This window comes from Marinobacter sp. CP1 (genome assembly GCF_001266795.1).
GTDB classification, from domain to species: domain Bacteria; phylum Pseudomonadota; class Gammaproteobacteria; order Pseudomonadales; family Oleiphilaceae; genus Marinobacter; species Marinobacter flavimaris.
Genome location: NZ_CP011929.1, coordinates 1,202,897 through 1,226,463, shown reverse-complemented (window position 1 = coordinate 1,226,463; position 23,567 = coordinate 1,202,897). Strand labels below are relative to the sequence as shown.

Genomic DNA, 23,567 nt, shown 5'->3' with positions numbered 1-23,567 from the left:
AGGAAGCCTAATGCCAAGAGAGTTCAGTCGTATTGATCGCATCGGCGATCAGATGCAACGGGAACTGGCCCAGCTCATCCAGCGGGAAGTCAAAGACCCGCGGGTGGGTATGGTCACGGTCAACGCAGTCAAGGTCAGTCGTGATCTTGGCTACGCCGATATCTATGTTTCCCTGCTTTCCACCGAAGAACTGACGGAAGAGTCTCCGGAGGTCCGGGAATCGATTGCGGTGCTCAACAAAGCCTCGGGCTTTCTGCGGGGCCAGGTAGGTCGCGCAATGAAGCTGCGGGTTGTGCCACAGCTGCGTTTCCACTTCGATACGCTGCAGGGATACAGCCGCAAAATGGATAGCCTCATTCGGGAAGCGGTCGGCGACAAGCCGGCCGTTGACCGCACCGACGATGATCAGGATGACCCGGAGCGTAACGCTTGAGCCGCAGACGCAAAGGCCGTGACGTTAACGGTATCCTCGTTATCGACAAGCCGGCAGGTGTTACCTCCAACGGCATCCTGCAGCAGGTGAAGCGCCTGTTCGGGGCCGCCAAGGCGGGCCACACCGGTGCTCTTGATCCCCTGGCCACGGGCGTGCTGCCGCTGTGCTTCGGTGAGGCCACCAAGTTCTCCCAGATGATGCTCGACAGCGACAAGGCCTACATTGCCACCGCCCGGCTCGGAGTCCAAACCGAAACCGGTGACAGTGAGGGCGCCGTCGTTGCCGAGAAACCGGTACCGGCCGGTCTCACCGCGGAGGTGTTGGAGCCGTTACTTGACGGTTTCCGGGGTGATATCCAACAGGTTCCCTCCATGTACTCGGCGCTCAAGCACAAAGGGCGTCCGCTCTACGAATATGCTCGCGAAGGTATCGAGGTGGAACGTCCGGCAAGACCGGTGACCATTTACGAACTGACGCTCCTGGATATTCGCGAGAATGAACTGGATATCGCGGTCAGCTGCACCAAGGGTACGTACATTCGCTCACTGGTTGAGGATATCGGTGAAGCCCTGGGCTGCGGAGCCCATGTGACGGCGCTGCGCCGTACCATGGCGTCCGGGTTCACCCTGGCCGATGCCCATGCCGTGAGTGATCTGGAGGCGATGCGTGAACGGGGTGAAAGCCTTGATGGTCTCCTCGTGGCACCGGATGCCGCGCTGTCCATGTTCCCCGAGCACCGTCTGGCGGGGCAGGCGCTGGTATCGATCTTGAACGGACAACCGGTTAGAATACCGGGTCAGGCTTACGACGGGTTCGTGCGTCTCTATGCGAATGAGAGCGCTAACGAAAGCTTCGTCGGGCTTGCAGAAGCATTCCCGGAAGGCGAGCAGACCAATCTGGTCCCACGCCGACTGGTGAAAAGCAGCGGAAAGCGTTAGGCGCGTCGCTGTCTAGCCGGGCTGTAGAGATGCGCGGTTCGGCCGTATTCGAAAGCATCGCAAACAATGAGGTGAGTTATGGCACTTTCTGCCAACGAGAAAGCACAGATCGTTAAGGATTTTCAGCAAGGTGATGGCGATACCGGTTCCCCTGAAGTTCAGGTGGCACTGCTGAGCGCGAACATCAACAAGCTGCAGGATCACTTCAAGGCCAACAAGCAGGATCACCATTCCCGCCGCGGCCTGATCCGGATGGTAAACCAGCGTCGTAAGCTGCTGGATTACCTCAAGCGCAAGAACGCCGATCGTTACCTGGAGCTCATCCAGCGTCTGGGTCTGCGTCGCTAATCCGGGTCTTTACGACCTGAGGGCTGTGCCGGTACGTCCGGCGGCAGTCGTCAACCAGCAGTCCTCCTCGCGGGGACTGCTGGTTGTGTTTTTCTCCCACTGCAGTTGGATTGTCTGTGTGTTCGAAGGATTCCCTGTCGTAATGGAAAGCCGAAATTGATAGCAGGTTGTTGAAAAGCCCGGGCCTGGCGGCCTCCGGAACCGCCGCCTCCCAGACCGGGGTTTTGCAACAGCCTGTTAGCTTTCAGACGGGTTGCTCTTCAGACCACAGCACATCATCTGCAGAACTATGGTTTCGAGCGCAGGGGCGCCCGGAACGAATCAATCTGGAACAGATAGACCAGGAGTTTTTTGTGGATCTGAAACCTTTCAAGAAATCATTTGAGCTTGGCGGCAAAACCGTCACTCTGGAGACCGGCCGCATTGCCCGTCAGGCAACCGGTTCCGTACTGGTAACCGTGGATGATATTTCCGTTCTCGGCACCGTTGTTGGCGCCAAAGAAGCCAAGCCCGGCCAGCCGTTCTTCCCGCTGACCGTGAACTACTTCGAGAAGACCTACGCCGTGGGCAAAATCCCCGGTGGCTTCTTCAAGCGCGAAGGTCGTCCTTCCGAAAAGGAAACGCTGACCTCCCGCCTGATCGACCGTCCGATTCGTCCGCTGTTCCCGAACGGCTTCATGAACGAAGTTCAGGTCATCACCACGGTCATGTCCTCCAGCAAGAACCAGGACCCGGATATTGCCGCGATGCTGGCGGCTTCTGCCGCTCTGTCCATCTCCGGTATTCCGTTCGATGGCCCCATCGGTGCGTCCCGCGTGGGTTACACCAATGAGCGCGGTTACTTCCTGAACCCGACGTTTGAAGAACTGCAGACCTCCCTGCTGGATATGGTCGTTGCCGGTACTGAAGACGCGGTTCTGATGGTTGAATCCGAAGCCAAAGGCCTGACCGAAGACCAGATGCTGGGCGGCGTGCTTTATGGTCATCAGGAAATGCAGACAGCGGTTACCGCCATCAAGGAATTTGCCGCTGAAATAGGCAAGCCCCGTTGGGACTGGCAGCCGGCCGCCGAGAACACCGAGCTGCTGAATGCCATCAAGGCCGACTTTGCCGGTGCTATCGAGGAAGCCTACGGCATTCGTGACAAGATGGCCCGCTACGAGCGCCTTGGCGAAGTAAAAGCCGCTGCCGTTGAGAAACTGGCCGGTGAAGAGGAAGGCCAACCTTCGGAAGACGAAGTCAAAAAGTACTTCGGCAAGATCGAGAAGAGTGTGGTTCGCCAGCAGGTCATTGATGGCAAGCCGCGGATCGATGGTCGTGACAACAAGACTGTCCGTCCGATCGAAATTGAAGTGGGTGTTCTGCCCAGCGTTCACGGTTCCGCCCTGTTTACCCGTGGCGAGACCCAGGCCATCGTGACCACTACTCTGGGTACGTCCCGTGATGTGCAAATCATTGATGCACTGGAAGGTGAGCGCAAGGATCCGTTCCTGTTCCACTACAACTTCCCTCCGTACTCCGTGGGTGAAGCTGGCCGTGTAGGCACCCCGGGCCGCCGCGAAGTTGGTCACGGTCGTCTGGCCAAGCGTGGTGTTCTGGCTGTTATGCCGACACTGGAAGAATTCCCGTACGCTATCCGTGCGGTTTCCGAGATCACCGAGTCCAACGGTTCCAGTTCCATGGCCTCTGTCTGTGGTTCCAGCCTGGCGCTGATGGACGCGGGTGTACCCATCAAGGCACCGGTTGCCGGTATCGCCATGGGTCTGGTCAAGGAAGGCGACAAGTTCGCGGTCCTGACTGATATCCTGGGTGACGAAGATCACCTGGGCGACATGGACTTCAAGGTGGCCGGTACCCAGGAGGGCGTGACCGCCCTGCAGATGGATATCAAGATCAACGGCATCACCGACGAGATCATGGAAATCGCTCTCGAGCAGGCTCACGCTGCGCGTCTGCATATCCTGGGCGAGATGAACAAGGTGATCTCCGAGCCGCGTGCCGAGCTGTCTGCCCGTGCGCCGAGCATTACCACCATCAAGATCAATCCGGAGAAAATCCGCGACGTTATCGGTAAGGGCGGTTCTGTTATCCGCGCGATCTGTGACGAAACCGGCGCTTCCATCGATCTGGATGATGATGGCAACGTGAAGATCTACGCCGACAACCAGGAAGCTGCCCAGGCGGCGGTGAACCGGGTCAAGGAAATCACGGCCGAGATCGAAGTGGGTGCTATCTACAAGGGCCGCGTTGAGCGCATTGTGGACTTCGGTGCCTTCGTTAACATCCTGCCCGGCAAGGATGGTCTGGTGCACATTTCCCAGATCTCTGATCGCCGTATCGAGAACGTGACTGACGAGCTGAGCGAAGGTCAGGAAGTTCTGGTGAAGGTGCTGGATGTCGACAACCGTGGTCGCGTGAAGCTGTCCATGAAGGAAATCAAGGAAGGCGATTAGCCGACCGATTTCTCTGCCTGATCGTTTTCGGGCTTGATAAAAACCCGCCTTTCCTCTGGATTGGCGGGTTTTTTCTTGCGCTTGGCTTGGTTGCAAGCGGCTGTTGGGTTTCCCTTTTCAAAAGACGCTACGAGCACATCCATGTGCGCTTGTTTCGGGCCGTCCTTGGCCCTCAACACTTTTGAAAAGGGAAACCCAATAGCCGCCCACACTCTATCGCCCAGCATTCATGAAGCGAAGCACCTCTCTCCGGTACCCGGGAATAACAAACGTCGCCCCGTGAGGCGTATCCGTCTGCAAGAACTCTTTGGGCTCCTGTGCTGCCTCAAACAGCGCCTCTCCATGATGAAAGGGAATAATCCCGTCTCGAACGCTGTGGATTACCATCACCTGCACCGGACTGATCCTAGGAATATGATCCACACCTTCGTAGTCGTCGGGTATGGTCCAGCTTAGCGGGATCTGCAACGGCCAGGTAAGCCAGAACCCACCTAATTTCTCCCGGGCGATCTTGCGAAAGCCGGAGAAGGTACCATCCAGGATTACACCGTCCAGCCGGGGCTGTTCCTCCCTCTGAGTCCATTCACTGGCCAGGGCGATTCCGAGACCGCCGCCGAGGCTCTGGCCGAGGATGTATAGGGGGCGGTCGGTCACGTCAGGTTTTTTGGCCAGCCAGCGCAGGCCGGTTTCCACGTCGTGCAGGGCGCCTTCGATGTCCGGGTCGCCAGTAGATTTGCCGTAGCCCCGATAGTCGATGGTAAAGACGTTGTAGCCCTTCTCAGGCAACCACGCCACGTTGAGGATGTGACTGCTGATGTTCTGTGCGTTGCCGTGCAGGAAGTAGACCGTGCCCCTGGCGTTGTTCTCAGGTGCTTGTGCGGGCAGCCACCAGCCATGCAGGGTCTCGCCGTCCTCGGTATCAAGGTAGACGTCCTCGTATTCGAGATTTAGTCGGTCCGGGGTGATGTAGGTGACCCTGTCCGGGTAGAAGAACACGCTACTGCAACCGGACAGCATGAGAACTGCAGCCAGAAGCCCGGGCATCCGGGCGTTGGCGGCGATCAGAAGTAGGCGTGAAGTCCGGCGTGCCATGTGCTCTGGTACCTGTCGTAGTGATCTTCGCGGGTGAATTCGGCGAACAGGCTGAATTCCCGGCCGATGTGCCAGTTGGCTTTGGCGTAAAGCTGATCCTGGCGGTGTTGGCTGCTAACGATCCAGGCCTTGGTTTTGGCACCGGCGAGCAGGCTGAACTGGTTGTTCTGATGGAGCAGGCCGATGTCGGCGCCCGGGGCAGCATCGTAGCCTCGGCGCAGGTCGTCGTCGATTTCAAGGTCGGCGGTGGCGATGGCAAAGGCCTGGGTCTGGTTGCCAAGGCGCCAGCTGCCGCCAGCTCCGCCCTCGAGATAGGGCGTCAGGACCCGATCGTTGCCAGTATCCGTGCGGCGGCCACCAAAACCTACCTGCCAGGACAGTGGCGAGAAAAAGGCGTTCCGCGGGCTCAGGGAGCGGATTTCCACGCCGGTAAGCTGTTCCAGTTGAAGTTCGTCGTTGTCGGTATACAGGCGCGCGTCGAGTCGGAGGAACTGCAGCTGGGCACCGGTACGGTAGCCGGCCGGCGGGTCCAGCACATCGTGGTAGGCCGGGCGCAGGGTCAACTGGGTGAATTCCCTGTGTGCCTGCTGGCCTGCTCCGAGGCTCAGTCGGAAGGTGTCGTGGCCCTGATCATCCCGAACTACCGGTTCGGGTGGTTCCTCGGGCGGTGCGACGTCGCTGATCTGGCTGCGCTCTCTCAACAGGTCATGGGAGAGTGGTGCGGCGATTTCACGGGGCCAGCCGTCGGCCTCGCTCTTGTATCGAACATAATCGTAGGTGGCGTCCAGAACATGTGCTCTTTGCTCGGCTGGCAGTGACTTCACTTCGCTACCATCAGCGGCTACATATCCGTTGGCGACGGCTGCCGCAAGGGTCTGTTGATCGTCGGGCAGGCTAGAGAGACTGTAGGCCACCGACGTGGCAGCCGAGGGGCGGTAGTAGACTTCGCTGACCAGATCCTTGTCGACCACCCAGCGAACCGTGTCCGACGGAATGGCGTGAGTGCTTACTTCCCCCAAAAGGTCCGTGCCCGGGCGGGCAATGTCTATCAGCGCCAACAGGCGATAGGCGCAGTTTTCATCGAAGAAGTAATAATCAAAATTCCGATCCCGTATTTCCCAGGCGTGGGCAATCATCAGGTCCACTTCATCCTGGGTAAGGTTCAGTTTGTACTCCCACAGGTCACGATGTTCGATGTCGGAGTAAAGCCGAATTTTCTCGTAGTACGGCTGGACCGTAGTGATGCCGGGATAGCCGCCGAAAATGCCCTTGTACGCGAACAGCAGTTCACTGTCGTGGGCGGCGGCATCAGCGGCATAGGAGATTGTGTTGGCCAGCAGCAGGTTGGTTTCGTCGTCATCCTGGGGTGGGTCCAGGCGCAGAAACGTGTGGCCGAACATGGAAGACGGGCTGTTGAGGTAAGAGGCGGCAAACACCAGGGTCACCGTCTCGGTGTTCAATGTTTCCGACCATTCCTGGAAGCCGGGACACTCGATTTCCGGTAGCGACAGATCGAGTTGCTGACTGAGCCAGGTCGCCCGTGCCGGGAAGCGGCAGAGGGCGTGGTCGTCGCCTTCCCCGTCTATCTGGATAGCATCCAGGGTGGCTTTGAGCTCTGCCCGGGGGGAGTGCTTGCCATTTTCGCTCAGGAAAAAGGCCGGATCATCGGCCTGGCTGGTATATCCGCTACCAAACCTGTCGGGTTGATAATGAATGAGTGTGAGCCAGGCAGGGTCGAGATGGAGCTCGGTTGCGTGTTCAGGCGAATTGGCCTGGGTCGGCAGGCTGACTGCAAGCCAGATCAGGGCTGGCCCAATGCGAAGCATGTTGCCCATGGGTTGGTGCTGCATCCGGGGTTGAACAGGGTAGAGAATGGAACGATGCGCCGTCCCTGGCGCATGAGAGTCCCTTCAAGGAGCCTGGATCAGGCTGCTACGTATTTGCTGAGTGACTCGTTTTGCTCCAGGAGCGCGACGATGGCGTCCACGGCTTCGCCGGAGGTGGTGTCAGAGTCCGGGAAAATGGTGGCAAAGTTGTCCTGCAGCACCTTGCGGAACGCATCGCGATCCGCTTCGTCAACACCCAGAAGTACTGCCAGGGTGTCCAGGTTCTCGCCGGAACCGCGGGACATGTCCCGGGCCACCTTGTCGATGTTGCTGTCCATGTACATGGCCATGGACTGAACAGACTGGTTGGTCTGGCAGCCAAGGGTACCTGTGGTCATACCAAACGTCTGGTTACCAAAGGTACCGTTGGTGGTTGCAGCGAGTACGTGGGGGGCAATGCCGGATTGTCCTTTCCAGATCATGGCACCGACGCCACAGCCCGGTTGGGCAAAGGCCATGGAAGAGGCACCAAGAAGAATTGCACCTGCGATCAGTTTTTTCATTATCCACTCCTTCCTGTGGTTTAAAGCTGTCGTCGCAATACACAATGCTGCTCCTGACGTGGAGCAGCATTGCGAAAACGGCCCTGACTGGTCTTGTGGAGACAGGTTGACCGTTGATCTGAGTATAGTTGAAATCCAGCCAACGCAAGTTTAAAGATTGGTGAGTATTTGATTTAGCCCCAAAAAAAACCGAAGCAGCGTGCATGCTCCGGTTTTATGCTTCGAGGCAAGGATCCAGGATCAGCCGCCCAGATAGGCGTTCTGGACATCCGGGTTGTTGAGCAGATTCTTGCCCGTGTCGTGCAGGCGAATCTTTCCGGTTTCCAGCACGTAACCCCGGTCTGCCAGGTTGAGGGCCTGGTGGGCGTTCTGCTCGACGAGGAAAACCGTAATGCCTTCCTCGCGAAGCTGGCCGATGATCTCGAAGATCTGCTTGATAATCAGCGGTGCCAGGCCCAGTGATGGTTCATCAAGGATGATCATCTCTGGCCTGCTCATCAGGGCCCGCCCGATAGCCAGCATTTGCTGCTCGCCGCCGGACATGGTGCCGGCACGCTGATGTTCACGTTCCTTGAGGCGCGGGAAGAGCTCGTAGACGTGCTCCTGGCTCTTGCGGATTTCGGCCTTGGTGTTGAAGAAACCACCCATGTGGAGGTTTTCCTCCACGGTCAGGCCCGAGAACACCCGACGCCCCTCCGGAACAATGGCGATGCCGGAGCGCATGATCTGCGCCGTGGATTCGTTGGTGATTTCCCGGCCCTCCAGGAAAATGCGTCCTGAACTGGCCCGGGGGTTACCGCAGACGGTCATCAGCAGCGTGGTCTTGCCGGCGCCGTTGGCGCCGATCAGCGAGACGATCTCACCCTTTTTGACTTCGACAGACACCCCGTGCAAGGCCTCGATCTTGCCGTAGTGGGTATGGACATCTTCTAGTACTAACATGTGTTTACCTCAGGCCTCGCCCAGATAGGCTTTGATCACGTCGTCGTTCTGGCGGATTTCTTCCGGTGTGCCACTGGCCAGGGGGCGGCCCTGGTTGATGACGTTGATGCGGTCGGAAATATCCATTACCAGGCTCATGTCGTGCTCAATCAGCACTACGGAAACGTTGTAGTCCTCTTTCAGGCTGATGATCAGCTGGTTGAGTTCCTTGGTTTCCGCCGGGTTGAGGCCGGCTGCCGGCTCGTCGAGCATTAACAGCTTGGGCTCGGTGACCATGCAGCGGGCAATCTCCAGACGCCGTTGCTGACCGTAGGCGAGGTTGCCGGCTTCCCGGTTGGCCAGATCCAGCAGGCCAACCCGATCCAGCCAGTAGGCGGCCCGATCCAGGGATTTCTGCTCTTTGGTCCGGTAACTGGGGGTTTTGATCAGGCCCGAAATCAGGTTGGTGTTCAGGTGGCGGTGTTGAGCCACCAGCAGGTTTTCCACCACCGTCATCTGGCTGAACAGCCGCACATGCTGGAAAGTGCGCACCATACCCAGTCGGGAGATCTTGTAGTCGGGTTTACCCTGTACTTCCTTGCCCTCGAACAGGATCTTGCCGCCCGTGGGCTTGTAAAAACCGCTCATGCAGTTGAATAAAGTGGTTTTTCCAGCCCCGTTGGGGCCGATGATGGACACAATCTCGTGTTCCTGAACGTCCAGAGACACTTCGTCTACCGCCAGCAGGCCGCCAAAGCGCATGGACAGATTCTGTACTTCAAGCATCGTCTGTCACTCCTGCCTTTTGAGTTCAATATGAATGCGGCGCATGGGCATCAGGCCCTGCGGACGCCAGACCATCATCAGCACCATAGCGGCACCGAAGATCAGCATGCGGTATTCGGAGAACTCACGGGCCAGTTCCGGCAGGATGGTGACAGCGATTGCCGCCAGTACCACACCGATCTGGGAACCCATGCCGCCGAGAACCACGATCGCCAGGATGATGGCAGACTCCAGGAAAACAAACGATTCCGGGCTGATGAAGCCCTGCTTGGAGGCGAACACAGTGCCGGCAAAACCGGCAAAGAAGGCGCCAATGGTAAAGGCGGACAGCTTCACTGCGGTGCGGCTGAGACCCAGGGAGCGGGCAGCGATCTCGTCTTCCCGCAGTGCTTCCCAGGCCCGGCCCACGGGCATCCGCATGAATCGACGGATTACGAGCGCGGTGAATACCGCCAGAACCAGGGCAATGAGGTACAGGAAGATAACCTTGTGCTCACCGCTGTAGGCGATGCCGAAGGTTTCGTGGAACGAGGTGTTGCCCTCTTCCTTCACCCGGCGCCCGAATTCCATGCCGAACAGGGTTGGATCGGGGATGCCACCAATGCCGTTGGGGCCGCCAGTCAGCGTCGTCCAGTTGTTCAGGAGTATCCGGATGATCTCGCCAAACCCGAGGGTTACGATGGCCAGATAATCCCCCCGCAACCGGAGTACCGGAAAGCCCAGCACCAGACCGAACAGGGCGGCAAGCAGAGCACCGATAGGCAGTGCCAGCCAGAACGAAATGCCGGTGTACTGGGAGAGCAGGGCAAAGGTGTAGGCGCCCACGGCGTAGAATGCCACGTAGCCAAGATCCAGAAGTCCGGCCAGACCGACCACGACGTTCAGGCCAAGGGCCAGCATCACATAGATCAGCACCAGTGTGGCCAGATCCACGGAACCGCGGGACACGAAGAAGGGCCAGAATAGTGCAAGAACCACGATGCCGGTCAGTACCCAGGACTCAATCTTTGCCCGACGGTTTTCCGCCATCGGCTCTTTGTTGGATTCGGGCAGAGGATGGGGAATGCTCTTCAGGCCTCCCATGATCTGTTCCCGGAACATCTGGAACAGGAATACGATCACTGCCGCGAGCAATACCATCACGATGGTGGTGGCATCGGCGCCGGTCAGGGTCACGTTGATGCCCTGGGCCTCAAGATTGAACCCAATGATCGGGTAGGAAATGATCAGTGTAATGAACGCGCAGAAAAGTGCGTGTCTGAAATTGTTAGCAGCCATCAGATCTTCTCAACCTCCGGTTTGCCGAGCAGGCCGGTGGGTTTGAACAGCAGAATCAGAATCAGCAGGCTGAATGAGATCACATCCTTGTACTCACCGCTGAGGTAGCCGGAGGTCATGCTCTCTGCCACGCCCAATATCAGTCCTCCCAGCATCGCGCCGGGTATGCTGCCAATGCCGCCAAGTACCGCTGCGGTAAAGGCTTTCAAGCCGGCAATGAAGCCGAACAGAGGATCAACCGAACCGTAGTACATGCCCAGAAGCAGGCCGGCAACGGCTGCCAGTGCCGCACCGATCACAAAGGTTGCCGAGATGATCCGGTTGGTGTCGATGCCCAGCAGGTTGGCCATACCCAGGTCCTGTGACACGGCCCGGCAGGCGCGGCCAGTCCGTGAACGGGAAATAAACAGGGACAGGGCTGTCATACAGATCAGTGTGGTGATGAAGATGGTGATCTGCATATAGGACAGGGACATCTGGAAACCGTCACCGGAACCGAAGTTGAAACCACCGTCAATCAGGGCCGGGAAACCAATGTTGCGGGATCCCTGTGCCAGGTGAACGTAGTTCTGCAGGAAGATGGACATGCCGATGGCGGAGATCAGCGGGATCAGGCGGTGACGCCCCCGCACGGGCCGGTAGGCCACCCGTTCCACTGCCCAGCCCATGGAGCTGGAGACGATCATGGCACACAGCAGTGCGACGATCAGTATCAGTGGCAACCAGGCAATGCCAAGAGCGGCGAGGCCGGTAATGGCAATCAGCGCCGTGTAGGCACCGATCATATAGATTTCACCATGGGCAAAGTTGATCATGCCGATGATGCCGTAAACCATCGTGTAGCCGATGGCGATCAGGGCGTAAGTGCTCCCGATCGTCAGCCCGTTGATGAGCTGCTGTGAGAAATAAAGGAGGTCTTGCATTGTTATGGGACTCCGAAAGCCTGCTCCCTCCGCTACCACACCCCGTGTCCGGGATATCCGGGCAGGAAGTGGGGGAGGATCAACAGGAGCCTAGAAAAACACCTTCTCCCGGATCGCGGTGAGAAGGTGTTCTCATGATTACCGTTTGTTAACGATTTTGGCTTAGTTTACCGGAGTTTTGCTTCCATCTGAATGCCATTCGTACACAACAAACTCGAATGACTTCATGTCGCCGGCCTTGTCGTATTCAACGGTGCCGATCGGAGTCTGGAAGGTGCCTTCGCGCAGCGCAGCGGCAACATCGAACGGATCGGTGGAGTCGGCCGCTTCAATACCTTCTGCCACCAGTTGAACCGCGGTGTAGGAGGTCAGAACGAACGGACCGGAAGGATCCTCGCCTTTGTCCTGGAACGCCTTCACGAGCGCCTGGTTTTCAGCTTTCTGATCGAATGCCGGTGGCAGGGTTACCAGGAGGCCTTCGGCTGCTTCGCCGGCGATAGTATTGATGTCCTTGTTACCCACGCCCTCTGGGCCCATGAAACGGGCATCCAGACCAGCGGAGTCAGCCTGGCGCAGGATCAGACCCAGCTCCGGGTGGTAACCGCCGTAGTAAACGTAGTCCACATCAGCTTGCTTGAGCTTGGTGACCAGTGATGAGAAGTCCTTGTCACCGGCGGTGATGCCTTCGAACATGGCGATTTCAACGCCAGCGTCCTTCAGGGTGTCACGAACCGCGGTGGCAATACCTTCACCGTACTGCTGCTTGTCGTGAACGATGGCCACGCGCTCAGGACTCTGTGAGGCGATGTAGTTGGCGGCAACCGGGCCCTGCATGCTGTCGAGGCCGATCGTACGGAACACCAGTTCATAGCCACGCTCGGTAATTTCCGGGCTGGTGGAAGCCGGCGTCACCATCAGGATGCCTTCATCTTCGTAGATGTCAGATGCGGGCTGGGTAGAGCTGGAGCACAGGTGGCCGATTACAAAACGAACGCCATCGTTGACCAGGCTGTTGGCAACCGTTACGGCCTGCTTCGGGTCACACACGTCGTCGTATTCAACGGCAACGAGCTCTTCGCCCATGACACCGCCATTGGCGTTGATCTGCTCGATCGCCATGCGGGCGCCAGAGAATTGCATGTCACCATACTGGGCAACGGGGCCAGTCATGGGGCCGGCGATACCGATCTGGATTTCTGCGGCGGCGTGGCCGGCACCCATCAGGGCGACGGAAGTACTAACAGCGGTTACGAGTTTTTTTACTGAAGTTCTCATTGAGTCTGTCCTGTTTTATTTCAGGGTTATTCTTGTGTTCTCAGAGAGTTAAAAAAACACCACACCTCACTGCTTGTCAAGCAGATGGCTCTGGAGTTTGCTCCGGAACACGGGCCAGTCTGCAAAGGCAAAACCCGTGCCGCTCTGAACGTTGTCACGCGTCCCTGCCGTCTTCTTCATCCTCTGAGACCAGCACCCGGAAGCTCTCATGTTCGCGGAGCTGATCAAAACTCACGTCTACGGAAGCATCGTCGCGGTATGCCTCGGAAATTTCAATAGCTTTCTTCAAGGTGCTTACTGCGTCCTCCCAGCGGCCGATTTCCGCATAGGCGCATGCCAGCTGATAGTGCGCGTGGCCATTATCCGGTGCAAGCTTCAGCGCGCGTTGGCAGAGACTGATGGCCCACAACGGTTCCTGCATTTCCAGGACAGCGTCGGCCTTGTAACTCAGAGCTTCCACATCATCCGGGCGAAGATCCAGAATCTGGTCGTAGGCGGAAATCTTGTTCTGCTGTGAGGTTTCCTGGCTGGCTTTCAGCCACAGGGAATGCACTTCGTTGGTGCGCTCGATCTCGGCCTGGTTCTGGTGAATGATGTCGGATTTCTGCTTGAGCTGGTCCTCGATGAACTCGAGCCGTTGCTCATACTCGATCACCAGCTCGTTGACCCGTTTTTCGGCCAGACTGGTCAGCTGATTGCGCATGTCCCGGATGGAGTTCCAGCCGATCACCACGAGAATGGAGGTGGCGCCGGCGATCAAGTAAAAGAAGTAGGTAACGGTATCGGTGGCATAGGACATGGTTTTGTCGGCAACGGACAGTTCCTTGTCTACCACCTTTTCGATCAGTTCTGCGCGGGTGTTCTGCATTTCTTTGCGCAACGCTTTGCTCTCTTCTAACAGGTAAAGCTCGATGAAAGGGGTATACATCGGCTTTTCCAGCGTCTTGATGCTCTCTCTCAGGTCTTCTGAGGTGAGTTCTCCCTCTGGCCCCAGTTTATCCTGGGCGAAGAGGGTACCGGCGAACGTCGTCATCAAAAGAAAAGGCAGGAAATACTTGATCATCGGGCGCATTCCGTCCGTCTGTCGTAAGTGGAACAAGTGGGAAACCTTAGCATAGTGGAAGGCCGAAGAAATGCCGGGAATCTCCCTGACTTGCAATCATGGGTGCAAAGACCTCTAATAGTTAGGGGTATAAAGAAATTCCCATGACCGAATCGGAGTATTGCTGTGAACAGTTATGAAGATGTACTGGTAGCTCTCAGGCGGGTTATCCGGGCGACGGACCTTCATTCGAAGCGTCTCAGCAAGCATGCCGGGCTCACGGGGCCCCAGCTGCTGATCATGAGAACGATTCGGGATCTGGGCGAGGTGACTATCGGCACCATTGCGGAAAAGGTCAGTCTCAGCCAGGCGACGGTAACCACCATCCTGGATCGCCTCGAGCATCGGAAACTGGTTTATCGGGTACGCAGCACCCAGGACAAACGTAAGGTTCACGCGCACCTGACCGAGGAAGGTGCAGATCTTCTGGCCCGGGCGCCCAATCCGTTGCAGGAGGATTTCATCCAGAAATTCCAGAGCCTGGCAGAATGGGAGCAAACGATGATCCTGGCTTCGCTTCAGCGGGTGGCCAACATGATGGATGCGGATGATATTGATGCATCACCGGTGCTAACCGTTGGGTCGGTTCTGAAGGATGACGGGTGGAAGGAGAAAGCCTGACCTCAATGAGCCAGGCTTTCTCCTGCCATTAGTGCACCGAAGACCCTTTCCTCGGCTTATTGGCGAAGCACACCTGGAAAACATCGCTGTAATGCTTGGCAAAGTTCACCGCCAGGCCTTCCTTCAGGTACTGCGGCAGCTCCTCATAATCCCCCCGATTGGCTTCCGGCAGGATCAGGTTACTGATTTTCTGCCGACGCGCCGCAATGACCTTCTCTCGAATGCCGCCTACCGGCAGCACCTGTCCGGTCAGGGTGAGCTCTCCGGTCATGGCGATGTTTTGTTGTGGCGCCTCTCCGCGTGCGATCGACAGCAGGGCGGTGGCCATCGTGACACCGGCGCTGGGGCCATCCTTCGGCGTGGCGCCTTCGGGCACGTGCAAGTGCACGAAGGACTTGTCGAAGAACGTCGGGTCGCCTTTGAAGCGCTTGAGGTTTGAGGACACATAGCTGTAGGCGATTTCTGCGGACTCTTTCATGACATCACCCAGCTGGCCCGTCAGTTTAAAGCCGCGTTGTGCGCTGTGAATCCTGGAGGCCTCGATGCTCAGGGTGGCTCCGCCCATGGCGGTCCAGGCCAGGCCAGTGACAACGCCGGTGCCTTTCAGGGATTTCTCTTTCTTGAACGAAGGCCGCCCCAGATAACTCTGCAGATCCGACACGCCCACCTTGACCGGCTGGTCCGGGTTTTCCAGCAGCTTCACGATCCCCTTGCGGAGTATCTTGTGCAGGAGTTTTTCCAGGCTCCGCACGCCGGCCTCTCGCGCATAGCCCTCAATAACCTGCTTGATCGCTGCGTCCGTGATGTTGAGCTGCTTTTTCAGCAGCCCAGCCCGCTTCAGCAGTCTGGGAAGCAGGAAGTGCTTGGCGATGGCCAGTTTCTCTTCCGCGATATAGCCGGACAGACGAATGACATCCATGCGGTCCAGCAGCGGCCGCGGAATCGTGTCCAGCTGGTTCGCGGTGCAGATGAACAGAACCTTTGAGAGGTCCATGCGAACATCGAGATAGTGATCAAGAAAGTCCCGGTTCTGTTCCGGGTCCAGCGTTTCCAGCAGGGCGGATGCCGGGTCACCCTGGAAGGAGGCGCCGATCTTGTCGATCTCATCCAGCATGATCACCGGGTTCGCAACCTTGGAATCCTTCAGCGCCTGAACAAACTTGCCCGGCATGGCGCCGATGTAGGTGCGACGGTGGCCTTTGATTTCGGCTTCATCACGCATGCCGCCCACGCTGAAGCGGTAGAATTTCCGGCCAAGTGCGTCCGCCACGGAATGGCCTATGGACGTCTTGCCAACGCCCGGTGGGCCGACCAGCAAGAGGATCGAACCGCTGACCTCGCCCTTGAACGTTCCTTCCGCCAGAAATTCGATGATTCGGTCTTTCACATCGTCGAGGCCGTCGTGGTCGCGGTCGAGTATCCGACGTGCTTCGGCCAGATCGAAGTGATCTTCCGAGTGAACGCCCCAGGGAACCTGGGTTAGCCAGTCGAGATAGTTACGGGTAACGCCATATTCCGGGGAGCCCTGTTCCAGCACCTGCAGTTTTTCGAGTTCATCCCGGAAACGCTCCTGCACAGCCTCGGGCGGTTGCAGCTCTGCCATGCGCTGCTCGAAACGCTCCACGTCTGCGGTCTTGTCGTCCTTGGCCATGCCCAGCTCACGCTGGATGACCTTGAGCTGTTCCTTCAGGAAGAACTCGCGCTGGTGCTTCTGTACCTTGGCGTTAACCTCTTCGCTGATTTCCGACTGGAGCCGAGCGACTTCCTGTTCCTTGCGCATCAGGAGCAGGACTTTTTCCATGCGGCGGAGCAGGGGAACGGTGTCCAGCACATCCTGCAATTCGTTACCCGGAGCGCTGGTCATCGAGGCGCCAAAGTCGGCAAGCGGAGAACTGTCATCCGGCCCGAACCGGGACAGGTATTGTTTTACCTCCTCGCCGTATAACGGATTGGTGCGCAGCAGCTCCTTGATCGCGCTAATAATGGCGAGGGTGTAGGCCTTGAGTTCGTCTGCCTCTTCTTCCGGTTCTGCCGGATATTCCACTTCAACCAGGTACGGCGGTTTGCGGCGCAACCACTGGACAATCCTAAAGCGTTGAAGCCCCTGAGCGATGAACTGAACCTTGCCGCTTTCATTCTGGGCATGATGTACGCGCACGGCGCAGCCGATAGTCTCCAGCTGTTCGCTGGCAGGTACGCCTGCCTCCGCATCCTCTTCTTCCACAAAACAGATACCCATGACCTTGTGGTCGGTTTCGCCGACCCGCTTCAGGGTTTCCTGCCACGGATTCTGGTTGACCACCACAGGCTGCACCTGGGCCGGGAAAAACGGACGGTTCGAAACCGGCAGCACGTACATGCGCCGGGGCATCATCTGCTGGGGCAGGGCAAGGCTCTTGCTGTGCTCGTCCTTGCCGATATATTCGGTCACGTCCTCTTCGAATTCCTCTAGTGAATCGTTTTGCGTCTCATCATTCATGCCGCGAGTATCCATCCGGAAAGGTTGTGAATCTGCCCGGGACGGGCTGCTGCGTCATTGCCCCGGGGCGTTGCTTATTAGCTATGTAACGGCAGATACGGTGATTTCAAGGAGTTGGGTTGGCGCTGTTGGCGCTTGAATTTCCGGGAGTTGGCCCCATGTCTCTGGCAGTTTCCGATGATTCATACGACTTTTCAGGTGCCTTGCATGAGCAACTCTCCGTATATTTTTGACGCCACCATGGAAAACTTTCAGCAGAAGGTGATGGAAGCCTCTGCCAGCACACCCGTTCTGGTCGATGTCTGGGCTGAGTGGTGCGCTCCGTGCAAGCAGTTGATGCCCTTGCTGGAAAAACTCGCTGAGGATTACCAGGGCGCGTTCATGCTCGCCAAGGTGAACGCCGACGAGCAGGAGCAGCTTACCTCCAGCCTTGGTGTGCGCAGTCTGCCAACGGTCATTCTGGTCAAGAACGGCCAGGCGGTGGATGGATTTAACGGTGCGCTGCCGGAAAACGAAATCCGCAAGGTTCTGGACAAGCATGTTGAAGCGCCGAAGGAGGATCCGTATGACAAGGCCCATCGGATCTGGGAAGAGGGCGATGTTGAGGGAGCGCTGGCCATCCTGTCGCAGATGAACCAGGAGGATCCCGAGAACCTGAAGGTACTGATTGATCTTGCCCAGCTGAAAGCGGAGATGGGTGATCTTGAGACGGCTGAACAGGTACTGGAAAGCCTTCCGCCGGAGGAGAAGATGCAGCACCAGGCAAAGCAGTTGGCGGCCCGCCTGAAGTTTCTCCGGCAGTCTGCCGAGCTGCCACCGATCAAGGATCTCGAAATGGCGCTGGAGCAGGATCCCAAAGACCCGAACGCTCTGCATCAGTTGGCGCTCCACCACGTATTACAGGAGAACAACGCCGAGGCCATGGATCTTCTGATCCGTTTGATGCAGGTGGACAGTAAATACAAGGACGAAGTGGCCAAGACAACGCTGATCGAGCTGTTCGACAAGCTGGGTAACAATAACCCGGATGTGCGGACCTATCGGCGAAAGCTCTATACCCTGATGCACTGATTAGGTTGCTCGGGGAGATCAGAACCCGAGGTTGAATCCGGGGCCGGGTGAATGTCTTCATCCGGCCCTCGTTCAAGCAAACACAATGCTCAAGCTCCCACCCCAGCCAGACAATTGCGAACTCTGCGAACGCCCGGTTGCCAGGCTCACCCGGCACCACCTTATCCCCAAGCACCTGCATCGGAAGAAGCGCTTCCAGAAACTGTTCACCAAAGAAGATCTGATCACCCGAACCCTGTGGGTGTGCAGGCCGTGTCATAACGCCATTCATAAAGCTCGCTCGGAATACGAACTGGGTCTGTACTTCAACACCCGGGAAAAGCTGCTGCAGCTGGAGGAGTTGCGGACGTTTGTTGAGTGGCTCAGGGACAAGCCAGAGGGGTTTGTGCCCAAGTTTGTGAGGCAAAAATAACGAACCTGATCCAATGACTAATAGATGCAGTATTCATAGGCTCATTTATTGGGAGAGGTCATTATGCGTAGTCGAAAAGATGATCGTCGAATTCAGCGATTTCTGGCTTTGAGCGCCCTTATTCTTCTCACTCCATGGATCCTCATTGCCGGCTTGCTGGCGATGGAGAACGTCCAGGATGGGGTTCTGGGTAATGGTGGTCTGCAGGTAGCGTTGATTGGCATTATCGGGGCTGTGTTCGGAGCCCTGGTCTTTTGGGTTATTCCCAACTGGAAAGCGCGTCGTTCCAATCGCTGAAAAGCAAAGCGGCCCCGTCACTGGGGCCGCTTTTTATCACGCCAGGGCCGGCCTTTAGCCGTTGCCCCTCTTCATGGCTTCATACTCATCTTCAAAGAAGAACTTCTCTTCGCCAAAGGCCGGTTCCAGCTCGTGTAGCCAGGTGGCCGTCTCGCTGTACTTGGCGAAGAACGGGCGCTGAACCCAGTCCGGATTACGACCCTGCAGGAAGCGCAGGACGAACACCTTCTCGCCGTTGATTTCAGTTATACCCTGAATCTCCACCTTGCCGGGGCCGGCGCTCATGGAGGGGCCGCGGGCGGTCCGGGCCAGGCCGCTGACCTTTTTCATGGCTTCCCGATAGATGTGGAAGGCTTCGGCGAGAGGTACTTCAAAGTAGTTTTTGGCACCGGTGTCCCGCTCTACAAACATGTAGTAGGGGATGATGCCCAGCTGCACTTCCTTCTTCCACAGTTTTGCCCAGGCGTCGGCATCGTCGTTGACGTGCTTGATCAGCGGGCCCTGGGCTCGGATCTCGGCGCCGGTGGCGCGGATACGTCGGATGGCCTCTTCGGCGATCTCGGTGGTGATTTCCTGCCAGTGGTTGTAGTGGGCCATGATGGCCACGTGCTTGCCGGCGTCCACGAGACGAGCGAACAGATCGATCAGCTCATCCGCATCCTTGTCGGTCACAAAGCGGTAGGGCCAGAAGGTGAGGGCCTTGGTGCCGATGCGGATGGTCTGGATGTGGTCGAACTCGGGCTGCAGCAGTGGCTCGAGATACTGCACCAGGTTCTTGGTTTTCATGACCATTGGATCACCACCGGTCACCAACAGGTCGGTTACCTCGGTGTGCTCCTGCAGGTAGCCGTGGAGCTTCTCGGCTTCGGTGCTGGCCATTTTCAGGTCCTTGTCACCGACAAACTGTGCCCAGCGGAAACAGAAGGTGCAGTAAGAGTGGCAGGTCTGACCCTGGGCCGGGAAAAACAGCACTGTTTCGCGGTACTTGTGCTGAACGCCGTCCAGCACCTCACCGTCGAGCTCCGGCATGTTCATTTCCATCTGGCCTGCCGGGTGCGGGTTCAGTTCATCCCGGATTTCCTTGGCAACCGCCTGGATCTCTTTTTTGTCGGCACCTTCCCGGTGCATTGTTGCCATGCGCTCGTAATGCTCTTCTTTCAACATGCCTTTCTGGGGGAAGACAAGCTGATAGATCGGGTCGTTGGGAACCTTGTCCCAGTTGATCAGTTCATTGATCACATATTCGTTGACCCGGAACGGTAGCACGCTGGCTACCACCTTCATTTCAAACAGCGTCTCCTCAGGGAGATTCTGAATAACTTCAATCTTGTCGAGCTGGCGGTCTGTGTAGACCTTGAAACGCCGTTCCTCGAACTCGGTAGTGGGAATCCGGTTCGGAAAGGTGACGATGGAGTTCATAGATCGCCCTCTGTTGGTGCCAATGACGGAAAAAGTGGTCCGACCACTTTTCGGTGGTTAAAAATCAGGCAGGCGAGTATACATAAACGGGGGATTATTTTCAGGTCTAATTAAAAAGTTCCGGTAAATTAGATGGGTAGAAGAGTTGAAGGCTCAGAATATTCAACAAAAATCGCTAACGGCGGCGAATGTGTAGCGAATTGCGGCGAGGATATCGTTTAGCGTGGTAATCAATTTTCCGGTTGATAAGAATGCTACGACATTGGTCGCAGTCTGGTTGTCTGATGGTCCAAAAACGGTCATTCTTCCGTAAGTAACCGCAAAGAGCGCCCCTGAAATGGATTTGGATAGGGTGTAAATTGAATTTAGCGTTAAAAATGTAGTAAAAAGACGACAAAATGGGTTGGCTGATCCGCGCGCTTCATCGGCATACCGATCATTCGTGGGGCCAAAAGCCCGTAAATCGGGTGCGATCGGGCAGGAAAAGTGTGAAAGCTGTTCTATGCTTTGTACAGGTTCTGTGTACTGGGAGCCGGTACACCTGTCAGGCTGACATACCCACAACAAAACACTGCATTTCATCGCAGCTTATCGACACCGCAACGCGCCCGGCTGCTGATCGTGGCGGCGCTGCACTTTTTGATGCCAAGGGGAGGGTTTGATGTACCAGGACGATGATCCCATTGAAACCAGTGAATGGCTGGACGCGCTGGAATCTCTGATCGAGAACGAAGGCGTAGACCGGGCCAAATACATTCTTGAGAGGCTCTCTGAACGGGCGAGCCGTGACGGAACCGAACTGCCATATTCCATTACCACGCCATTCCGGAACAGTATTCCTGTGTCCCAGCAGGCGCCGATGCCCGGCGACCTCTTCATGGAGCGCCGTATTCGCTCCCTGATCCGCTGGAATGCCATGGCCATGGTTATGCGCGCCAACCAGCGTCCCGGAGATCTTGGCGGCCATGTCTCCTCGTTCTCGTCGGCTGCGACCCTCTACGATGTTGGCTTTAACTACTTCTTCCATGGTGGCGACGAAAAGCGCGAATCCGATCTGGTTTATTTCCAGGGGCACTCATCTCCGGGCATCTATGCACGTTCCTATCTTGAAGGCCGGTTCGATGAAAAAGATCTCGACAAGTACCGCGAAGAGGTAGATGGCACCGGCCTTTCGTCTTACCCGCACCCCTGGTTGATGCCGGATTACTGGCAGTTCCCCACGGTTTCCATGGGTCTGGGCCCGATTCAGGCCATTTATCAGGCCCACGTAATGAAGTACCTGGACAGCCGGGAGCTCATCGAGATGGGCGATCGCAAGGTCTGGTGCTTTGTCGGTGACGGCGAGTGTGACGAGCCGGAAACCCTGGGGTCTATCTCCATGGCCGGCCGGGAAAACCTCAGCAACCTGATCTTTGTGGTTAACTGCAACCTTCAGCGTCTGGACGGCCCAGTCCGTGGTAATGGCAAGATTATCCAGGAACTTGAGGGTGTCTTCCGCGGTGCCGGCTGGAACGTGTTGAAGGTCGTTTGGGGTCGCCACTGGGATCCCCTGTTCGAGAGGGACAAAGAAGGGAAGATGCAGCGCGTCATGGACGAGGTCTGTGACGGCGACCTTCAGAACTTCAAGAGTAATGGCCCGGCCTATACCCGTAAGAATTTCTTCGGCAAGTACCCCGAAACAGCCAAGCTCGTTGAGGACCTGTCGGATGAGGAGATCAACAAGCTCAACCGGGGTGGCCATGATCCTTACAAGATCTATGCAGCCTTCCATCATGCCATCAATAAGAACGGTGGGCGTCCGACCGTCATACTGGCTCATACCATCAAAGGCTATGGCTTTGGTGAGGCCGGCGAGGCGCAGAATACCGCTCACTCTCTTAAGAAGCTCGATATCGAGCAGCTTAAATCGTTCCGCGACCGCTTTGCAGTGCCGCTGAAGGATGAGGAGCTCAAGGACGTTCCCTACTACCGGCCAGCGCCGGATAGCCCGGAAATCGTCTACATGAAGAAGCGCCGGCAGGAATTGGGTGGTTTCTATCCCAAGCGCCGCAAGGATTGCCAGCCGCTGCAGATTCCTGATCTGGACATCTTCAAAGCGGTACTGGAGGGCTCCGGCGACCGGAAGATCTCCACCACCATGGCCTTCGTCCGTATCCTGACAGCTCTGACCAAGGACAAGCGCATCGGCAAGCGTGTGGTACCCATCGTGCCCGACGAAGCCCGTACCTTCGGTATGGAAGGCATGTTCCGTCAGCTCGGCATCTACACCGCCGAGGGCCAGAAGTATGTGCCGGAAGACCGTGACCAGATCATGTACTACCGGGAAGACAAGAAAGGCCAGATTCTTGAGGAAGGCATCAACGAAGACGGCTCCATGGCAGCGTGGATGGCGGCAGCGACCTCCTACAGCACCAACAACTTCCCGTTGATTCCGTTCTACATCTTCTATTCCATGTTCGGTTTCCAGCGGGTTGGCGATCTGGCGTGGGCATCCGGTGACATCCAGGCCCGTGGTTTCCTGATCGGCGGTACCGCCGGCCGGACCACCCTGAACGGCGAAGGCCTGCAGCACCAGGACGGCCACAGCCACGTGCTGGCCAACACCATTCCGAACTGTAAAGCCTACGATCCGGCTTATGGTTATGAAATGGCGGTCGTGCTCCGCAAGGGTATGAAGGAGATGTTCGAGGACAACCAGAACGTCTTCTACTACCTGACCATCGAAAACGAGAACTACGAACAGCCTGCCATGCCCAAGGATTGCGAAGACGGCATTATCAAGGGCATGTACAAGTTCGAGTCTGTTGAAACCAAGGGCAACAAGAAGACGCCTCGGGTTCAGTTGCTTGGTGCGGGCGCTATCCTCAACGAGGTGCGCGCTGCCGCCCAGATGCTGAAAGACGACTGGGGTGTTGCCTCCGATGTGTGGAGTGTTACCAGCTTCAACGAGCTCGCCCGTGAGGGCCTGCACGTAGAGCGCTGGAACCGCCTGCACCCAGATGACAAGCCGAAGAAGGCGTATGTTACCCAGTGTCTGGAGAAGCAGACCGGGCCAGTGGTTTCTTCCACCGATTACATCAAGCTGCACTCCGAGCAGCTCCGGGCGTTCATCCCGAAAACCTTCCTGACCCTGGGCACCGACGGCTTTGGCCGCAGCGACACCCGGGAAAAGCTGCGCAGCTTCTTTGAAGTCGACCGTTACTACGTAACAGTCACGGCGCTGTCAGCTCTGGCCAAGGACGGTGAGGTGAAGAACGATGTGGTTCTCGAAGCCATGCGCAAGTACGGAATCGATCGCAACAAAACGAACCCGGTGCTGAGCTAAGGAGA

General features: G+C 57.2%; 21 protein-coding genes. 9 read left to right on the top strand and 12 right to left on the bottom strand.

Translation table 11 applies throughout. The features are described from left to right. Positions 1 to 10 precede the first annotated feature (10 nt). The 4 genes from rbfA (at position 11) to pnp (ending at position 4,172) form a co-directional block, all read left to right on the top strand. Complete coding sequence (gene rbfA / locus ACP86_RS05835) at positions 11 to 433, top strand: 30S ribosome-binding factor RbfA (RefSeq protein WP_008171536.1); 423 nt, start codon at positions 11 to 13, stop codon at positions 431 to 433. Further along, positions 430 to 1,371, top strand: coding sequence for a tRNA pseudouridine(55) synthase TruB (gene truB / locus ACP86_RS05830; RefSeq protein ID WP_053113039.1), 942 nt, complete (start codon positions 430 to 432; stop codon positions 1,369 to 1,371). The genes rbfA and truB overlap by 4 nt, the downstream gene beginning before the upstream one ends. 78 nt (positions 1,372 to 1,449) lie before the next feature. Further along, complete coding sequence (rpsO, locus tag ACP86_RS05825; RefSeq protein WP_008171539.1) at positions 1,450 to 1,719, top strand: 30S ribosomal protein S15; 270 nt, start codon at positions 1,450 to 1,452, stop codon at positions 1,717 to 1,719. 359 nt (positions 1,720 to 2,078) lie between these two features. After that, the gene (pnp, locus tag ACP86_RS05820; protein ID WP_227507930.1) at positions 2,079 to 4,172 is read left to right on the top strand and encodes a polyribonucleotide nucleotidyltransferase; all 2,094 of its coding nucleotides are present in this window, start codon (positions 2,079 to 2,081) and stop codon (positions 4,170 to 4,172) included. On the opposite strand, the gene ACP86_RS05815 is transcribed toward pnp, so the two are convergent. The 10 genes from ACP86_RS05815 to ACP86_RS05770 all read right to left on the bottom strand — a co-directional run bounded on the left by ACP86_RS05815 (position 4,169) and on the right by ACP86_RS05770 (position 13,899). Beyond that, positions 4,169 to 4,399 (bottom strand): hypothetical protein, encoded by a 231-nt coding sequence (locus ACP86_RS05815; protein WP_053113037.1) that lies wholly within the window; start codon positions 4,397 to 4,399, stop codon positions 4,169 to 4,171. The two genes, pnp and ACP86_RS05815, sit on opposite strands and share 4 nt — an antisense overlap. Further along, a complete protein-coding gene (locus ACP86_RS05810; RefSeq protein WP_053113036.1) occupies positions 4,386 to 5,264 on the bottom strand; it encodes an alpha/beta hydrolase in 879 nt (292 codons plus the stop codon). Before ACP86_RS05810 ends, ACP86_RS05815 begins: the two co-directional genes overlap by 14 nt. Beyond that, a complete protein-coding gene (locus tag ACP86_RS05805; RefSeq protein ID WP_053113035.1) occupies positions 5,234 to 7,099 on the bottom strand; it encodes a DUF4105 domain-containing protein in 1,866 nt (621 codons plus the stop codon). Before ACP86_RS05805 ends, ACP86_RS05810 begins: the two co-directional genes overlap by 31 nt. A gap of 89 nt (positions 7,100 to 7,188) precedes the next feature. Further along, positions 7,189 to 7,653, bottom strand: a complete 465-nt coding sequence (locus tag ACP86_RS05800; protein WP_008171548.1) for a DUF3015 domain-containing protein — start codon at positions 7,651 to 7,653, stop codon at positions 7,189 to 7,191. Between the two features lie 240 nt (positions 7,654 to 7,893). Continuing rightward, positions 7,894 to 8,595 carry an ABC transporter ATP-binding protein gene (locus ACP86_RS05795; RefSeq protein ID WP_008171549.1) on the bottom strand — a complete coding sequence of 234 codons (702 nt, stop codon included), beginning with the start codon at positions 8,593 to 8,595 and terminating at the stop codon, positions 7,894 to 7,896. A 9-nt stretch (positions 8,596 to 8,604) separates the two neighbouring features. Beyond that, positions 8,605 to 9,360, bottom strand: coding sequence for a high-affinity branched-chain amino acid ABC transporter ATP-binding protein LivG (gene livG, locus ACP86_RS05790; protein WP_053113034.1), 756 nt, complete (start codon positions 9,358 to 9,360; stop codon positions 8,605 to 8,607). A gap of 6 nt (positions 9,361 to 9,366) precedes the next feature. Continuing rightward, complete coding sequence (locus ACP86_RS05785; RefSeq protein ID WP_053113033.1) at positions 9,367 to 10,638, bottom strand: high-affinity branched-chain amino acid ABC transporter permease LivM; 1,272 nt, start codon at positions 10,636 to 10,638, stop codon at positions 9,367 to 9,369. Continuing rightward, positions 10,638 to 11,561, bottom strand: coding sequence for a high-affinity branched-chain amino acid ABC transporter permease LivH (gene livH, locus ACP86_RS05780; protein ID WP_014578284.1), 924 nt, complete (start codon positions 11,559 to 11,561; stop codon positions 10,638 to 10,640). Before livH ends, ACP86_RS05785 begins: the two co-directional genes overlap by 1 nt. A 162-nt stretch (positions 11,562 to 11,723) precedes the next feature. Beyond that, a complete protein-coding gene (locus ACP86_RS05775; protein ID WP_053113032.1) occupies positions 11,724 to 12,836 on the bottom strand; it encodes a branched-chain amino acid ABC transporter substrate-binding protein in 1,113 nt (370 codons plus the stop codon). A gap of 154 nt (positions 12,837 to 12,990) precedes the next feature. Further along, on the bottom strand, positions 12,991 to 13,899 hold the full coding sequence (locus tag ACP86_RS05770) for a tetratricopeptide repeat protein (protein ID WP_053113031.1): 909 nt from the start codon (positions 13,897 to 13,899) through the stop codon (positions 12,991 to 12,993). 165 nt (positions 13,900 to 14,064) lie between these two features. Between ACP86_RS05770 and ACP86_RS05765 the strand changes: the two genes are divergently transcribed. Next, positions 14,065 to 14,559 carry a MarR family winged helix-turn-helix transcriptional regulator gene (locus ACP86_RS05765; protein WP_008171562.1) on the top strand — a complete coding sequence of 165 codons (495 nt, stop codon included), beginning with the start codon at positions 14,065 to 14,067 and terminating at the stop codon, positions 14,557 to 14,559. 28 nt (positions 14,560 to 14,587) lie between these two features. Here the strand turns inward: ACP86_RS05765 and lon are convergent, their stop codons facing one another. Next, a complete protein-coding gene (lon, locus tag ACP86_RS05760; RefSeq protein ID WP_053113030.1) occupies positions 14,588 to 17,038 on the bottom strand; it encodes an endopeptidase La in 2,451 nt (816 codons plus the stop codon). 207 nt (positions 17,039 to 17,245) lie between these two features. On the opposite strand from lon, the gene trxA reads away from it, so the two are divergent. From trxA to ACP86_RS05745, 3 genes are all read left to right on the top strand, one after another. Next, positions 17,246 to 18,109, top strand: coding sequence for a thioredoxin (gene trxA / locus ACP86_RS05755; RefSeq protein ID WP_014578279.1), 864 nt, complete (start codon positions 17,246 to 17,248; stop codon positions 18,107 to 18,109). Between the two features lie 85 nt (positions 18,110 to 18,194). Then, positions 18,195 to 18,521: a hypothetical protein gene (locus tag ACP86_RS05750; protein ID WP_014578278.1), complete on the top strand. Its 327-nt coding sequence runs from the start codon at positions 18,195 to 18,197 to the stop codon at positions 18,519 to 18,521. Between the two features lie 63 nt (positions 18,522 to 18,584). Further along, entirely contained in the window at positions 18,585 to 18,818 is a 234-nt protein-coding gene (locus tag ACP86_RS05745; protein ID WP_014578277.1) for a hypothetical protein, read from the top strand. 54 nt (positions 18,819 to 18,872) lie between these two features. On the opposite strand, the gene ACP86_RS05740 is transcribed toward ACP86_RS05745, so the two are convergent. Beyond that, on the bottom strand, positions 18,873 to 20,237 hold the full coding sequence (locus tag ACP86_RS05740; protein WP_053113029.1) for a KamA family radical SAM protein: 1,365 nt from the start codon (positions 20,235 to 20,237) through the stop codon (positions 18,873 to 18,875). A 661-nt stretch (positions 20,238 to 20,898) separates the two neighbouring features. Between ACP86_RS05740 and aceE the strand changes: the two genes are divergently transcribed. Further along, the gene (aceE, locus tag ACP86_RS05735; protein WP_053113028.1) at positions 20,899 to 23,562 is read left to right on the top strand and encodes a pyruvate dehydrogenase (acetyl-transferring), homodimeric type; all 2,664 of its coding nucleotides are present in this window, start codon (positions 20,899 to 20,901) and stop codon (positions 23,560 to 23,562) included. Positions 23,563 to 23,567 lie beyond the last annotated feature (5 nt).

Coding starts and splice junctions, on each gene's coding strand:
- ACP86_RS05740 (WP_053113029.1), bottom strand. CDS start 20,237: ATGAACTCCATCGTCACCTTTCCGAACCGGATTCCCACTACCGAGTTC.
- ACP86_RS05805 (WP_053113035.1), bottom strand. CDS start 7,099: ATGGGCAACATGCTTCGCATTGGGCCAGCCCTGATCTGGCTTGCAGTC.
- ACP86_RS05810 (WP_053113036.1), bottom strand. CDS start 5,264: ATGGCACGCCGGACTTCACGCCTACTTCTGATCGCCGCCAACGCCCGG.
- rbfA (WP_008171536.1), top strand. CDS start 11: ATGCCAAGAGAGTTCAGTCGTATTGATCGCATCGGCGATCAGATGCAA.
- aceE (WP_053113028.1), top strand. CDS start 20,899: ATGTACCAGGACGATGATCCCATTGAAACCAGTGAATGGCTGGACGCG.
- livG (WP_053113034.1), bottom strand. CDS start 9,360: ATGCTTGAAGTACAGAATCTGTCCATGCGCTTTGGCGGCCTGCTGGCG.
- ACP86_RS05800 (WP_008171548.1), bottom strand. CDS start 7,653: ATGAAAAAACTGATCGCAGGTGCAATTCTTCTTGGTGCCTCTTCCATG.
- trxA (WP_014578279.1), top strand. CDS start 17,246: ATGAGCAACTCTCCGTATATTTTTGACGCCACCATGGAAAACTTTCAG.
- ACP86_RS05750 (WP_014578278.1), top strand. CDS start 18,195: ATGCTCAAGCTCCCACCCCAGCCAGACAATTGCGAACTCTGCGAACGC.
- ACP86_RS05795 (WP_008171549.1), bottom strand. CDS start 8,595: ATGTTAGTACTAGAAGATGTCCATACCCACTACGGCAAGATCGAGGCC.
- ACP86_RS05770 (WP_053113031.1), bottom strand. CDS start 13,899: ATGATCAAGTATTTCCTGCCTTTTCTTTTGATGACGACGTTCGCCGGT.
- ACP86_RS05775 (WP_053113032.1), bottom strand. CDS start 12,836: ATGAGAACTTCAGTAAAAAAACTCGTAACCGCTGTTAGTACTTCCGTC.
- ACP86_RS05745 (WP_014578277.1), top strand. CDS start 18,585: ATGCGTAGTCGAAAAGATGATCGTCGAATTCAGCGATTTCTGGCTTTG.
- lon (WP_053113030.1), bottom strand. CDS start 17,038: ATGAATGATGAGACGCAAAACGATTCACTAGAGGAATTCGAAGAGGAC.
- ACP86_RS05785 (WP_053113033.1), bottom strand. CDS start 10,638: ATGGCTGCTAACAATTTCAGACACGCACTTTTCTGCGCGTTCATTACA.
- rpsO (WP_008171539.1), top strand. CDS start 1,450: ATGGCACTTTCTGCCAACGAGAAAGCACAGATCGTTAAGGATTTTCAG.
- ACP86_RS05815 (WP_053113037.1), bottom strand. CDS start 4,399: ATGCTGGGCGATAGAGTGTGGGCGGCTATTGGGTTTCCCTTTTCAAAA.
- livH (WP_014578284.1), bottom strand. CDS start 11,561: ATGCAAGACCTCCTTTATTTCTCACAGCAGCTCATCAACGGGCTGACG.